Here is a 14,287-nt window from a genome sequence, read left to right as displayed (position 1 = left end):
GATGGCCAAACGTATGCGGCCGCCATTTTTAGGCAAGGAGCAAGGATGAAGGCTCGGAGATTACCGCGCTATTTAGGCTATATCACCTTATTTTTCATGTTGATGATGTGGGAAATGCGGGAGGGAGCGGCCGGATGTCGTTCTTTCCTCACTCACGCCCCGATTCTGGTTTTTCCCAAACCGGTATCCGTGGATAAAAGTGCGCCCATAGGCAGCCTGCTGGCGCGGGGGCAAACCCATATTGCGGCGCGTATTATGGATAACTCATATGCGGACTCAGCGGGGGATTTTGTTATCACTATCAATCCGTTAACTCAGTTTACTGGGCTTAAATATCGCGGAATCAGCGTATTTAAAACCAATCTGGACGGCGTTGGCGTGGCCTATACCGTTACGCCAACAAATGGCAGTGCCGAAAAGCGGCAAATAACCCATAACAGTAAAAGCCTGAGAGGCGATGCCATATCCTCAAATCTCGATTATTACCTGGTTAAGTACGGTCCGATTTCGGGGGGAAAGCTATCACGCTATAAAATATTCAACGTTGGTTATTCCTGCTTTGCCAGCGGTGGAAACGGCCTTTACGACTGGAATGGGTTGATGTACGGAGCTTCAGTGCAGGTACGAGCCTGCAGCGTTCAGAAGGCAAAACTGAATATTCCTTTGGAACAGGTAAAAGAAAGCGCCTTTTCCGGCCTGAATAGCACTGCAAATGAAGTGGCGTTTTCAATCCCACTCAACTGTGCCGCCACGGACAAAATCAAAATAGCGATCGACGGCGCTGGCATTGAAGGTTCGCCTGACCTGCTGGCAGTAGACAGCGGCAATGGCACGGCGCAAGGAATAGGCATTCAACTGTTATACGGCGGGCAACCTATCACACTTGGGTACCTGTTTAGCGGTATTTCATTCTCGGAAACAGGCTGCGCACAGATTTTACTATCGGCCCGTTATTACCAGAAGGATGAGTTTATCAAAGCAGGTCGAGCCAGAAGCACAGCCAATATTACCCTGAATTACAGATAGCAAATGACAGGCCAATCACCATTAGATGCTGATGGCAATAAGAATATTACTTTTCAAATAGATAGCGCCATTGCAGGAAGTTGGGTACAGGAGCAACACAGCATGATACATAAAGGCGATTTTTTCATCCTAGGGAACAATCTCTCTCATCAGGCGATCTTCGCTTTTCTGTTAACGATGATATTTCCTTCTCAGGCATATGCTGATTGCCGCGCTATGTGGCATATCTCACCTAATGTCACTGTGGAACCCATTATCGTGCCGAAAAATGCCCCGATAGGCACATTGCTGGGATCGGGAAGTTATTCTTATTCATCAAAGTTATTGGAAAATAATGGCGGTGCTGACGGGACAGCCGTTGCCACTGGCTTAGGGATTCAAATGCTCAACAAGGGCGCTCCCTTCCCTTTGGGGGAAGTGATTAACCTGTTGGATAACACCAATGTTGGCAACGTCGAAACTCCGCTAACAGCGCGTAATTACCAAACCGGAGAAAAAATCACGCCAGGAGCAGCCAACGCCGTGGCAAGTTTTACCCTAATTTACCAATGATAAAAGATTTTCTCGCCGCGAGTGAAGCTACACAAGGGAGATTCAAAAATCTCTAACTTATTAAATTATATAATTTAATAAAATCTTCAGTCTAAAAACCGAAGTATTGGTCGTTTTAAATAAGGAATGTTTGTGAAATTATCTTTTGCTACTACACAGAAAAAATACAGGAATTATAGCGCCGCCCTATGGGCCGGTTTTTTAGGTGGGAATATTGCCAGCTTCGTTAAATGGGGAACGGAGATCCCTTTTCCACCAAGAACAGCGGACAGAGCTATTCCACCGGCGGAGATGCTGCAAGATTTGGGTTTCAAGGTCAGCGATATGACCTATCAATATTCAGGTCATATCATTAACTGGGGCGTGGCGGGCGTTCATCATCTATTCTCCATCCTGTTTGCCCTGTTTTATTGCTTAGTGGCTGAAGTATTCCCAGCGATCAAACTCTGGCAGGGTGCAGCGTTTGCCATTCTGGTCACTTTAGGGTTCCACGGCGTGCTGTTACCACTTTTCGGCTGGGGCCCGCCGCTGTGGCAACTGCCTTTTCATGAGCTTTTATCCGAAATGTTCGGTCACGTGGTGTGGATGTGGACCATCGAAATATTCAGAAGAGATATTCGTAACCGTATTACTCATCAACCCGATCCAGAGTTTCAGCCGCAGAGAAAAATAAACCGCTGTTATAGATATTTAAATCCGGAATATACGCGACTGGATAAACTAGCTAAAAATCCAACCCCGAACAAAAAACTCTAATAAATTGAATTTATAGTATTTATTAACCACCTTAAATAGATAATGGGGAAAGTTCAGTGGAAAAGAAAACGCGAACCACTATTCCCCCATTATCTTAATGAAGGAAACACTCTCATGGAGCAGGAGGAATATATGCTGAATAGATTGAAAATGTTGTCCATAAGACAAGAAGGGATTTATCTCATTCTGCTGCTGGCGTTGGTTTTCACTCCCAAAAGTTATGCCGAAGCTGAATGTTGGGCTGTGTGGGATATCTATCCCAGTACCAGCCAGGGACCCATCACCGTTCCGGTAAATGCTCCGATTGGTACATTACTTGCCTCTGGCGTGTATAGCTATGCGGTAAAAGTAGTTAAAAACAATTCGTTCGGTGCACCGGGAAACTTCGTTCTTCAACCACGAACATTCTCCGAAACGACGGGCATCGATTACGATTCAATGACCGTGTATAAAACCTCAAAGGAGGGCGTCGGCATCGCGTACAAAACCGACGGTAGACGCGGATTGCTAGATGTTTACGCACCAAGAAACACGCCTGAAGGCTATTTGATGCGCACCAATCTGGAATATTTCTTGGTGAAATATGCCAATATAACGTCTGGCGCGTTGTCGGCATATAACCCGATCTATGTGGGTTACACCTGTCTGGGTATTACCAATGGCCGGGGTTTAGGTTCAATATCCTTTCCAGCGGTAGATATTCAGGTCAACGGCTGTAACACCACCACGCCTTCCATTCAGGTTCCTATGGGTACCGTCAATAGTCATTCTTTCTCCGGTCCCGGCAGCTATGGCCGCTCCGTCCCATTTACCATCGGGCTGCATTGCGAAGTTAACACCAAAGTTTCACTCACTCTGGGAACTTCCGGCACTAGCGACAGTGTATTGCCGTTAAACGGCGACACCGGAGAGCAAGTGGCTAGCGGTCTAGGAATTCAGATCCTTTATGATGGCAATCCCCTTCAGTTGGGGACGCTCACGAATTTACTCAATAGCACCACGGTTGGAGTCAATGAAATCCCGATGGCCAGTCGTTATTACCAAACCGGGGTTAAAATTACGCCCGGGGCGGCCAATAGCGTAGCGAGTTTTACCCTGACATATCGCTAGGTTCAGCCTTAGATATTGTCCTAAATTTCTGACGGCAGAAAAAACCGGCTTGGTGTCAACACCATAATACTGTATATTAACCCAGTTGTTTTTGAGTAAATTATCCTGACATTTTTTAGGGGAAGATATGCGTATTGAGTTGATTTATGACAAAAGAAACGTCGGCGGTCTGACCAACGCCACTGATTTGATCAAGGAAGAGTTGACCAAACGTGTGCATCGGATTCACCCAGAAGCTGACGTCCACGTTAAGGCCATGCAGGCCAACGGTCTCAACGTATCGGGTGTGACCAAGCTGGAAAAATCTGCTCTGAACAGATTGATCGAAGAGATGTTTGAAGAAGCGGACGAATGGCTGACTATGGAAAGCTAATCTCCGCCGATCTGCATCTATCCGGAGATAGACATGTATCGAGCAGTCGAAATTCTTCTATATAAATTACAGCCCGATAGCAGCAATATTTTTCATCGGGTTATGCAGGATATTAGTATTCCGCTACATCAGAAAGCCGGTATAGACGTAGTGGCTTATGGCAAAGGTATAGAACTGGAAGACAGTTATTATCTGATTCGCTCATACGCCAATCTCGCAGAGCTTGAGCGCAAACAGGCACAGTTCTACCGCAGTGAGGCGTGGCAAACCGGGCCACGCAACGTTATTGTAAGCCGTATTATTAGCAGCCATAGAACAGTAGTCTATCTTGAGCCTAAGGCTATTCAAGCGCTACGAAGGCTGAATACCGGCATCTAGCCGTGCACACTATCAACATGTTTTATTACTTTACGTTCAATTGCGTAACCTTTAATGCTGTGAATATATTGCTGTGACTGTTATCGCCATTAGCTCGCGCAAAATAATTAGCCCAACTTATTTAAGGAAGAATATGAAACTTGCGGGAAATATTTTATTACACACAGGTCTGCTAATAACGTTATTTTCCTATGCTGCCACTGGCGCGGTACCACAAAACTTTTTGTATACCGGTTCAGACGATTTAACGACTATTTCCTCTCTGATTCAGCGGCCTGATATTGGCGGAGTACAAATTGTCTATAATTGGAAGGCATTAGAAACCGACAAAGATCAGTATGATTTTTCGCAGATCGAACGTGACCTTGCCTACCTTAATAGTCTGAATAAGAAGCTTTTTATTCAAATTCAGGACCGTTTCTTTGAACCTCAAGCTAAAAACGTTCCAGCCTATCTAATGAAAGATCCGCACTACAACGGCGGTATCGTGCCGCAATATGATAATCCCGGCGAAAATAAGCCTGTGGGTTCAGGTTGGGTAGCCCAGCAGTGGAATCCGGCAGTACAACAACGCTATCAAAAACTGCTGGCGGCATTAGCTACAAAATTCGACGGACGGGTATTTGGCGTCAATCTGCCAGAAACCGCCATCGATCCCGATATTAAAAGGGATAAATCCGGCTTTAGTTGTGATAAATACTTTGCCGCAGAGATGGAAAATATGGCTTTTGCCCGTAAAGCCTTCTCTAAATCCCATGTGGTGCAATACGTCAATTTTTGGCCTTGTGAATGGAATAATGACCATCAATACATGTCACGCCTGTTTGAATTCGCTGCGAAAAACAAGGTGGGGCTAGGCGGGCCAGATATTGTGCCAAATAAAAAAGCGCAGATGAAAAATGCCTATCCGTTCTTTCATCAATACAAAGGCAAGCTTAGTCTGGTTGGAATGGCCGTTCAGGAACCCACCCTCACCTACACCAATGCTAAAACCGGCAAACCCTTTACCAAAGCTGAGTTTACCGACTATGCAGAGAACTATTTAGGTGCGAATATTATTTTCTGGAGTACTGCTTCACCCTGGCTATCTGAAGGAACCAAAGCGCGCTAAGCCATTGGCTATGACCTCAATGAGTTAGGCGATTAACGTGATCCGGCCGCCAATTTTAATCGGTTTAAAGCGGCCTTTATCACAATCAGCGGCAGCCAGTGCCAACGCTAACTGTTCCGGCGGTTCATCTAAGGATTCGTCGGCTAACTCAAAAACGCCCCAGTGAATTGGAATGGTAACAGGTTCGCTAAATTGCTGGTGAAGCTGAACCGATTGCTGCGGGTCCATATGCTGCGCCTGCATAAACCATCTCGGCGCATAGGCTCCAATCGGCAAAGCCGCATAGTTAAAAGGACCAAGCCGTTCACCAATTTCAACCAACTGCTTGCAATAGCCGGTATCCCCAGAAAAGTAGAAATTAATCCCCTGCTGCTTCACTACCCAGCCAGACCATAACGAATGGTTGCGATCCCAAGGCGTGCGCATACTCCAGTGGCGAGCCGGAACACAATGAAACTCGGTATCGGCAATTTTATTACTCTCCCACCAATCCATTTCATGAATAACTTTTACACCATGATTCAGCAACCAAGGCTTTAAACCTAGGGGAACCACAAAACTGACCTGAGGAGAATGTTTTAATAACTGGGTGACGGTTCTGACATCCAGATGATCGTAATGATTATGCGAAATCACAATCACATCAATATTCGGTAACCCTTCAACCTTGGTCGGAACTGGCGTTTTACGATGTGGGCCGTAGAAATGCAGTGGGGAGGCTCTCGATGACAGCACTGGATCAAACAGTACCGTCCGCCCACCGATACGCAATAATACGCAGGCATGCCCTAACCACCAGGCAGCATCATCTTCACCACTAAAATCAGCCTGTTGGCACCATTGAGCAATAAATGCCGGATACCCCTGTGACGGCGGCTTAGGTAATGATTGACGTTTCCGTTCTTCGCGCCAACGCTTGAGATCCCGCGAATGATGAGCCACCGGCTCCAGATTCTGAAACCCGAATTCTGTGTGATGCGGCTTGCTGGCATCGTAATACGGATTTTTTCTGGCCATTTATTTCCTTAAATGTCGCTGACCGCCTCATCGGCACGTCAGCCAACGTTATTTCTACCAGCGCCAACCACCGGTTGGCTAATTTGAACCTGACCAAAAATCACAATCCAATTTTTCAATATTACCGTGTTTATCACCGAATTTCGGCGAAAAATTAGCCATTATTCATTAGCCTGCACTTTTCTAACACCGCGTTAGGTACATCGATGCGATGTCGTTGATGTTTCTCATACCTATAGTCTAGGTTGATTTATATCAACTTTTATCAAGTTACTCGTCTCTTTCAAATTCAAAACACTGTTTCGTGATCATTGACTCATTTTTGACCAAAGGAAATCCATATAAAGGAAACAATGAACCATTATAAATAAAACATTGTTTTATATTTGAGGCGGCGGTAAGAATGAACAGACAAATTTCAGCGCGGCATACCTTGGCTTACGGCAGCGCCAATCTCTTAGGCAGCGGCGCATTGGCGATAAGCGGCGCTTGGTTGATGTATTTCTATACCACATTCTGTGGGTTAACGGTGGTCGAGGCCGCAACGATTTTCTCCATCGCCAGCATTCTAGATGCCATAAGTAACCCGGTTATGGGCTACATCACGGATAATTTCTATAACACCCGTCTGGGCCGTCTATTTGGCCGCCGTCGCTTCTTTATCCTGCTCGGAATCCCGCTAGTATTGGTTTATCCATTGTTGTGGATGAGCGGTTTTGGTTTCTGGTATTACCTGCTGTCCTACGCGCTGTTCGAGCTTATCTATACCTCAATTATGGTGCCTTATGAAACGCTGGCGACCGAAATGACGACAGATTTTGCCAAACGCTCCAAACTCACTGGCTCTAAAGCAATCTTTGGCAAAGTGGCCAACTTTCTGGCGGCTTTTATCCCCGGCCAGTTTATTGCTATCTATGGGAAAGATTCGGCCACGCCGTTTCTTTATACCGGCATCGCCTACGGTTTGATTATGTGTAGTGCAATGATTTGGCTGTATTCTTCTTCCTGGGAACGACCGGCCAGTGAAGTAGTGAGAGAAACCACCCATAGCTTGGGACAAGCGCTGAAAAAACTCTGTGTTGATATGGCATCCACTTTCCAACTGCGCATTTTCCGCAAGCATTTAGGAATGTATCTGTTTGGCTTCGGTGCAGAATGGTTATTCGCTTCAGCATTTACCTACTTTATTATTTTTGGTCTGGGGCAAGATGCCACACTGGTTGCTCAACTCAACAGTTTCAGTTCGATTATGCAGCTGATATCAACCGCCATATTTATCGGTATTTGCGTCAAAATGGGCTTTGCCCGCCCTTTCCGTATCGCATTACAGGTTGTGATTGTTAGCGTAATCGCTTACGCCGCGCTGTATTTTACCGGTTGGTCAGAAACCACCACCGTAGTTGTATTGTTCGCTATTACCGCCGTATTCGGCCTGAGTACTGGTGGCATTTACTACATTCCGTGGACGGTTTATACCTTTTTGGCCGACGTAGACGAAGTGCTGACCGGACGCCGCCGCGAGGGGATTTACGCCGGTGCCATGACTTTTGCCGGCAAGATGGTGCGTTCGGTGATTGTGTTTTCTATGGGCTGGACGCTCAGCCGCTTCGGCTTTGTTTCCGGTCAATCAGAGCAGCCAGAAATCGCGGTTCAGGCCATTGTTGGGGTCTTTGCTATTGGGGTGATCGCGCTAGCGTTGGTCGCTATTTTTTATACCACGCAAATGAAATTAGACAGGAAAAACCACGCTATCTTGCTAGAAGAGATCGCGCGCATCAAAGCCGGTGGCGCTATGGCCAATATTCCTCCCCACGCTCGCACGGTGGCCGAAGAGCTTACCGGTTGGAAATACGAGCAGTGCTGGGGGAATAATCCGCTGGGTGTTAAAGAAACGGCCGCAATATTAATCAAACCGATAGCGGAAAGCCGATAACACGAGGATAACCGTCGCTCATTAAGGGCGGTTACTTTAATATCAAACAATGAACGGCTATTGCGAACCTGTTGGCCATACCGGCCTCTTGTCGAAATCAGAAGCGACCATTGATGCCATCACACGAAGAAACCATGGTCATTCAGCAATACGGTTATTCTTCCGGCTTAACCTGCTGTAGTACACAGTTTCCTCCTTGATAACGCCCTTCCCCCGTTGAAATACCTTCCGCCGGTAAACATCAGAGCGCTTGTGGTGCGAGTTAAATTCGATACTATTTTCAGAACTGAACGCCAAGCCTAGGTTCATTTTATTCATTTAATAACAACATGTTGCGTTCATTTATTGTAGGAAATTCTCGGGCAACATGGTCATTGCCAACGTTTTATATATTCAACAACGATAAATATCTTGCGCTACTGCACCTTTCTTCATTTTCTTCTGACAATAACTGACTAATATAGCAGGGTGAATTTCCCTTCTGTTTTTGAAAATGGATAAAAACTGTTGAAAGCTTTCTCTACTTCCTTACTGGTGGCGACTCTGTTCACTCTGCCAGTACAAAGTTATGCACAAACGGAACGTTTAACGGCACAAGTTGTGGATCAACATGCCGAGCATATTTTTTATAACAGCGGCGCAATGGGAATGGCGCTGGTGGTGATAGATAACAATCAGGTGGTCAATCGTAGTTTTGGCGAAACCCGGCCGGGTAATAATATCCGCCCACGTCAGGACTCACTGATCCGTATTGCTTCTATTACAAAATTAATGACTAGCGAAATTATGGTGAAACTGGCTGAAGAAGGGAAACTGAAGCTCACCGATCCGCTCAAAAAATATGCCCCAAAAGGGGCCTATGTCCCCGGCTATAACGCTAAACAACCGGTAACTTTGTTGAGCTTAGCCAGTCACACCAGTGGATTTCCTCGTGAACAGCCCGGTGGCCCACAAAAAAGGCCGGTATTTACCTGGCCAACTAAGAGCGACCGTTGGCAATGGCTGAAAACCGCCAAAGTTACAGTACCGCCGGGTGTGCGGGCGGCCTATTCAAATCTGGCCTATGACCTGCTGGCGGATGCGCTTTCTAAAGCGGCGGGAAAATCTTACACCACGCTGCTGCGCGATAAAATCACAGGTCCGCTGGGTATGAAAAATACCACCCTGACCCCGACGGCTGAACAATGCGCCCGACTGATGGTTGGCGTTGGCGGAAGCGCCTGCCGTAATACCACGGCGGCGGCAGGCAGCGGCGGTATTTACTCCACTCCAGAAGATATGCAACGCTGGATGCAGCAGTTCCTGTCTACACAAAACAGTCCAAGAAAAGCCACGGCGAAACGTGAACAAAAGATGTATTTCCAACGGCATGAGCTGGTTTCATTAAAAGGAATGGACGTACCGGGTCAGGCTGATGCCTTGGGTTTAGGCTGGGTGTATATGGCTCCGAGAAATGGCTTGCCGGGAATCATTCAAAAGACCGGCGGCGGCGGCGGTTTTATTACCTATATGGCGATGATTCCTGAAAAAAATATTGGCGTTTTCGTCGTGGTAACTCGCACACAGCTGACCAAATTCACCAATATGAGTGATGGTGTGAACCAGCTGGTGGCCGATTTAGCCAGCAACGGTCGCTAAAATCACCATCCAATCATTACCGGATAAGTAATTATTAAGCATAAGGGCATCTCACCGATGCCCTTTTTATTCATGAGTAAAAATCCATCAATGATCCTCTGACCTGCTTCATCTCTGTGCGGACAGCATCGATAAAACGGCTTCTAGCGCCCTGCTCGCAACTTCAGTTTCTTATGATTAGTTTCTTTAGATCGTGTTCAACAACGAGCATTGTTTTCGTTTCATTTCTCAGGGCAATCCTACCGGATATTCATCGGTTGCTAGGCGACTATAGATTTTCAGGCTAATAAACCTGCCATCTTTGATTTCGCACTCCCGCCGCGTGCCTTCATGATGAAAGCCACATTTTTCCAATAGTCGCCAACTGGCACGGTTTTCCGGCTCGACTACGGCTTCAATACGATGAACCCCCATTTCTGTAAAAGCATGGCTGGAAATGATATTGACACACTCGCGAGTCAATCCCTGCCCCCAATATCCTGGCAGTAGCCAATAGCCTAATTCCAGCGAGTGAACATCATGATCCCATTGATTAAACCCACAGGCTCCGATAATTTCCCGATCGTTTCCGGCAATGCAAATGCCCCACCAGATACCGCTTTGCTGCGCATAGATATTACTAAACCAATCCATCTGAATCTGCGTGGCGGCCAGAGAGGAATAGGCTACGCCGTAGTGGGTTATTACCGCCGGATCGGACAGTGCGGCAAAAACCTGTGTAATATCCGAAGGGCGAATTTTTCGCAGCCGACAACGCTGAGTCTTTAACGGGGGAAACATAAGTGATTCCGCATAATGGCCACCATAGGCGATGACTGAGTATAAAGACTTTCCGAGATTAGCTCGATAGGACTGGAGGGGGCAAAGGTAAGGAGATAAATTTTGGGCGAAAAAAAAGACATCCGAAGATGTCTTTTTTCTTACTGCTGGTGCCGGCACCAAGAGTCGAACTCGGGACCTACTGATTACAAGTCAGTTGCTCTACCAACTGAGCTATGCCGGCGAATTTGGCGGAAGGATAGAGATTCGAACTCTAGGACCTGTTACAGTCGACGGTTTTCAAGACCGCTGCCTTAAACCACTCAGCCATCCTTCCAATGGGCGGCATTATCATCTTAGCGCGATGATATGTCTAGTGTTTCATTTAAAAAAAATCGGAATTTAATTCGTTTGGTCAAACTTCGTTCTGAATTTGATTAAAAAAAGTCAGATTGAACAAAATTAATTCTGTTTTTGTGACTGAACCCGTTGCTGTTGCAGCGTTCACATCACTCTTTTGCTTATTCCGTCTTGTTCAAAGCAGAACTAAATTTTAGCAGGAACGATAAAAATACGCTGAAGAACCTGTTTCCCCTGAAATTTCGCCTACAACCCAAGCCCACAAATCCTTCTCACCGAGTGCGCAGGTAAAAAACGCGGCCATTTGGCCGCGTTCTGCATCAGATCATGCCCGAGATCATCGGGATTAGAACTGGTAAACCAAACCAACCGCGACGATATCATCAGTGTTGATACCGGCTTTTTTGGTGAAGGTGTTGTCATCCAACAGGTTGATTTTGTAATCAACGTAGGTAGACATGTTTTTGTTGAAGAAGTAGGTCGCGCCGACGTCAACATACTTAACCAAATCCTGGTCGCCGTAGTTACCCATGTCTTTACCTTTGGATTGCAGGTAAGCCAAGGAAGGACGCAGGCCGAAATCAAACTGATACTGAGCCACTAACTCAATGTTTTGTGCTTTGTTAGCGAAGCCGTAAGCCGCGTCAGTACTGGAGTTTTTGAAATTACCAAAACGAGTCAAATTGTAAGTTTGGGTGTAGTTGGCTGCCAAATAAACGTTATTCGCGTCATATTTCAAGCCACCGGTATAAGCATCAGCACGGTCGCCATGACCATAGATACCCGGAGCGTTCTGCTCTTCAGTACGTTTCGAACTAGCGAACGCAGCAGATGCGCTTACGCCCCAGCCCAGATCGTAGGACACGGACATACCGTAGCCGTCACCGTTTTGACCCTGAACATCACGGCCATTATTGGTTTCGGTGCCACTGCCGTTTTTGCCTTGATACTGCATAGCAAAGTTTAGGCCATCAACCAAACCGAAGAAATTGTTGTTACGGTAGGTTAGGATGCCGTTACCACGCTGAGACAGGAAGTTATCCGCGCCGTAAGTGTCACCACCGAACTCTGGCAGTACGTCAGTCCAAGAAGTGACATCATAAATCACGCCGTAGTTACGGCCATAATCCAGTGAACCGAAGTCAGTGAACTTCAAACCGGCAAAGCCGACACGAGTGAAGTTTTTGTTATCTTCACTTTCAGCTTTGTTCAGGTTTGCCTGATACTCCCACTGGCCGTAACCCGTCAGTTGATCGCTAATTTGAGTTTCGCCTTTCAGGCCAAAACGCATGTAAGACTGATCGCCATCTACGCCGTTGTTATCAGAAAAATAATGAAGGCCATCGATTTTTCCGTACAGATCCAGTTTATTACCGTCTTTGTTGTAAATTTCAGCTGCGCCTGCGGTACCCGCTACTAATAATGCTGGAACCAACAGAGAAAGAACTCGAAGTTTCATCGTTATTATCCTCGGTAATTATATCTTATTATCGCCACTGCTCTAACGAGCAATTTATCCCAATTGGGTATTGCTATTGTGGTAATAAGAATAATATTAATCTATACAGAAAATGCTACTAAATAGCTGAACATGTTTCAAAGCAGCAACTAAGGGTTTCACAATGTAAATACGAGCGAACTTTCACAGAACTACAAAATACATTATTTATAGCACCAAAAATCAAGATAAAATAAAAAACACCATAAAAACATCATGTTATTCGAACTTCATTTTGAGCACTAATTGATAAGAAATACCGTCAATCAGAACGATATAATAATTCCGCTATCATCATTATTTTTGCTATTGCCCACATTTCGGATTAAAGCATCTCTATAAATACGTTTATTTAACGGCCGATCTTTTGATCGGCTTTTTTATTTACCTCAATAAAGGAGAAAATGAGGATATTTGTTTCTGCTGTTTGCTAAATAGCTACATGTGATAATTATTGGAATGTATAGTTTCATTAGTTTATTTCAGCACGCAAAGCTTAGATTATCCGAGCGAGTTCCCCGGCGAACAAACGAAATAAACCCCTGCGACAAACAAGGGCTTAGGTTTTATGTTGAGCATCGACTGAGGTTTCTCAGGAAATAATTAGCGTTCCCGCAAAGATTCTTTCACTTTATTAAGCGGTTTTATCAAGTAATCCATCACCGATTTTTGCCCGGTCTTTATTTCTACGCTAGCAACCATTCCCGGTAATATCGGGAAAGCTTTACCGGCTTTATTGGTTAATTCCGCCCTGTCGGTACGGACATACACGCGATAGTAAAACTGATCGCGCCGGACTTCGTCCTGTAATGTGTCTGGCGATACAGACTCTACCTCTCCGGTAAGATTTCCATAAATTGATGAATCATAAGCAGTAATTTTTACCGTTGCTGGCAATCCGGGGCGAATATAGGCGATGTCACGCGGGTTGATTCGCGTTTCAATTAATAGCTGCTCTTCTATAGGAACGATTTCCATCAGCTTACCGCCGGGTTGTAACACGCCGCCCACGGTGGAAACCTGAATATCTTTTACTATGCCGCGCACCGGCGATATCAAGGTGGTGCGCGTCAGCTGATCTTCTTTGCCGGCAACCACCTGAAGCTGGGCATCCAGATCGGCGTTGTTCTTCACCTGCTCTTCTCGCGCTCTGACCGCATATTGGTTACGAGCATCATCGATTTTGCCGCGGATCTCACTTACCTGTCGCCGTAGTCGAATCACCTCAACCTGGCTGGCCGCCCCTTTCGCAACCAGAGGCTCCGTCATTTGCAGCTCTTGCTGAACCAGTTTGAGAGACTGTTGAAGGTTGCTGACGGTTTCCGTCATATTTTGTCGTCGTGAGAGGTAAAGCTGCATTTCTCGCGCCGCCAAAGCCGGTTCTTTTAAGGTTTTGGCGCTGAAAACCAGTTTCTCTCCGGTCAGCTCCGCCCGTAAACGCTCTGAGGAAGCGCGCAAAGCCGTCACCCGCGCAGCAGCTTCACCATAATTGGATTGAAAACGCGTGGGATCGAGACGAGCCAGCACCTGCTGCTTACTGACGATTGCGCCTTCATGCACCAACAGTTCATCGATAATACCGCCGTCCAGACTTTCAATCAGCTGCGCACGACTGGAGGGCGTGACCTTCCCCACCCCCACCGTCACTTCATCCAGAATGGCAAAATATGCCCAGACAAACATCACCACCATCCCCACCAGCGTAAACCAAATAATGGCGGAAATACGCCGTTCCTGTTGGGCCATTTCTTGCTGCAAGCCTAAATTTGCCATGCC

12 protein-coding genes, 2 tRNA genes and 1 pseudogene are annotated in these 14,287 nt (G+C 46.3%); 9 read left to right on the top strand and 6 right to left on the bottom strand.

Annotation, left to right across the window (positions count from 1 at the left end; translation table 11 throughout):
• The first annotated feature begins 45 nt into the window (after positions 1 to 45).
• From AD970_RS04240 to AD970_RS04210, 7 genes and pseudogenes are all read left to right on the top strand, one after another.
• The gene (locus tag AD970_RS04240; RefSeq protein WP_049597081.1) at positions 46 to 1,026 is read left to right on the top strand and encodes a fimbrial protein; all 981 of its coding nucleotides are present in this window, start codon (positions 46 to 48) and stop codon (positions 1,024 to 1,026) included.
• Between the two features lie 3 nt (positions 1,027 to 1,029).
• A complete protein-coding gene (locus AD970_RS04235) occupies positions 1,030 to 1,578 on the top strand; it encodes a fimbrial protein (protein WP_049597080.1) in 549 nt (182 codons plus the stop codon).
• 126 nt (positions 1,579 to 1,704) lie between these two features.
• Positions 1,705 to 2,190 (top strand): annotated as a pseudogene (locus AD970_RS04230) (YagU family protein); the annotation flags it as partial.
• Between the two features lie 276 nt (positions 2,191 to 2,466).
• The gene (locus AD970_RS04225; protein WP_157045444.1) at positions 2,467 to 3,444 is read left to right on the top strand and encodes a fimbrial protein; all 978 of its coding nucleotides are present in this window, start codon (positions 2,467 to 2,469) and stop codon (positions 3,442 to 3,444) included.
• A 127-nt stretch (positions 3,445 to 3,571) separates the two neighbouring features.
• Entirely contained in the window at positions 3,572 to 3,817 is a 246-nt protein-coding gene (locus AD970_RS04220; protein ID WP_049597078.1) for a DinI-like family protein, read from the top strand.
• A gap of 33 nt (positions 3,818 to 3,850) precedes the next feature.
• Entirely contained in the window at positions 3,851 to 4,195 is a 345-nt protein-coding gene (locus AD970_RS04215) for an NIPSNAP family protein (RefSeq protein WP_049597077.1), read from the top strand.
• Between the two features lie 133 nt (positions 4,196 to 4,328).
• Positions 4,329 to 5,306, top strand: a complete 978-nt coding sequence (locus AD970_RS04210; RefSeq protein WP_049597076.1) for a hypothetical protein — start codon at positions 4,329 to 4,331, stop codon at positions 5,304 to 5,306.
• A gap of 24 nt (positions 5,307 to 5,330) precedes the next feature.
• On the opposite strand, the gene AD970_RS04205 is transcribed toward AD970_RS04210, so the two are convergent.
• On the bottom strand, positions 5,331 to 6,323 hold the full coding sequence (locus AD970_RS04205) for an MBL fold hydrolase (protein ID WP_049597075.1): 993 nt from the start codon (positions 6,321 to 6,323) through the stop codon (positions 5,331 to 5,333).
• Positions 6,324 to 6,726: 403 nt separating this feature from the next.
• Here AD970_RS04205 and AD970_RS04200 point away from each other — a divergent pair, with 403 nt between their 5' ends.
• Both AD970_RS04200 and ampH read left to right on the top strand, forming a co-directional pair.
• The gene (locus AD970_RS04200) at positions 6,727 to 8,256 is read left to right on the top strand and encodes an MFS transporter (protein WP_049597074.1); all 1,530 of its coding nucleotides are present in this window, start codon (positions 6,727 to 6,729) and stop codon (positions 8,254 to 8,256) included.
• A gap of 504 nt (positions 8,257 to 8,760) precedes the next feature.
• Complete coding sequence (gene ampH, locus AD970_RS04195; RefSeq protein ID WP_049597073.1) at positions 8,761 to 9,894, top strand: D-alanyl-D-alanine-carboxypeptidase/endopeptidase AmpH; 1,134 nt, start codon at positions 8,761 to 8,763, stop codon at positions 9,892 to 9,894.
• A gap of 228 nt (positions 9,895 to 10,122) precedes the next feature.
• Here ampH and AD970_RS04190 read toward each other — a convergent pair whose 3' ends face one another.
• The 5 genes from AD970_RS04190 to AD970_RS04170 all read right to left on the bottom strand — a co-directional run bounded on the left by AD970_RS04190 (position 10,123) and on the right by AD970_RS04170 (position 14,284).
• Positions 10,123 to 10,674, bottom strand: a complete 552-nt coding sequence (locus tag AD970_RS04190; protein WP_049597072.1) for a GNAT family N-acetyltransferase — start codon at positions 10,672 to 10,674, stop codon at positions 10,123 to 10,125.
• 147 nt (positions 10,675 to 10,821) lie between these two features.
• Positions 10,822 to 10,897, bottom strand: a tRNA-Thr gene (locus tag AD970_RS04185).
• A gap of 5 nt (positions 10,898 to 10,902) precedes the next feature.
• Positions 10,903 to 10,990 (bottom strand) — tRNA-Ser (locus AD970_RS04180).
• A gap of 369 nt (positions 10,991 to 11,359) precedes the next feature.
• The gene (locus AD970_RS04175; RefSeq protein WP_049597071.1) at positions 11,360 to 12,472 is read right to left on the bottom strand and encodes a porin OmpC; all 1,113 of its coding nucleotides are present in this window, start codon (positions 12,470 to 12,472) and stop codon (positions 11,360 to 11,362) included.
• Positions 12,473 to 13,114: 642 nt separating this feature from the next.
• Positions 13,115 to 14,284, bottom strand: coding sequence for an HlyD family efflux transporter periplasmic adaptor subunit (locus AD970_RS04170; RefSeq protein ID WP_049597070.1), 1,170 nt, complete (start codon positions 14,282 to 14,284; stop codon positions 13,115 to 13,117).
• Between the last annotated feature and the right edge of the window lie 3 nt (positions 14,285 to 14,287).

The organism is Yersinia nurmii, assembly GCF_001112925.1.
In the GTDB taxonomy this organism is placed as follows: domain Bacteria; phylum Pseudomonadota; class Gammaproteobacteria; order Enterobacterales; family Enterobacteriaceae; genus Yersinia; species Yersinia nurmii.
This window is presented reverse-complemented; position numbering and strand designations above follow the sequence as displayed.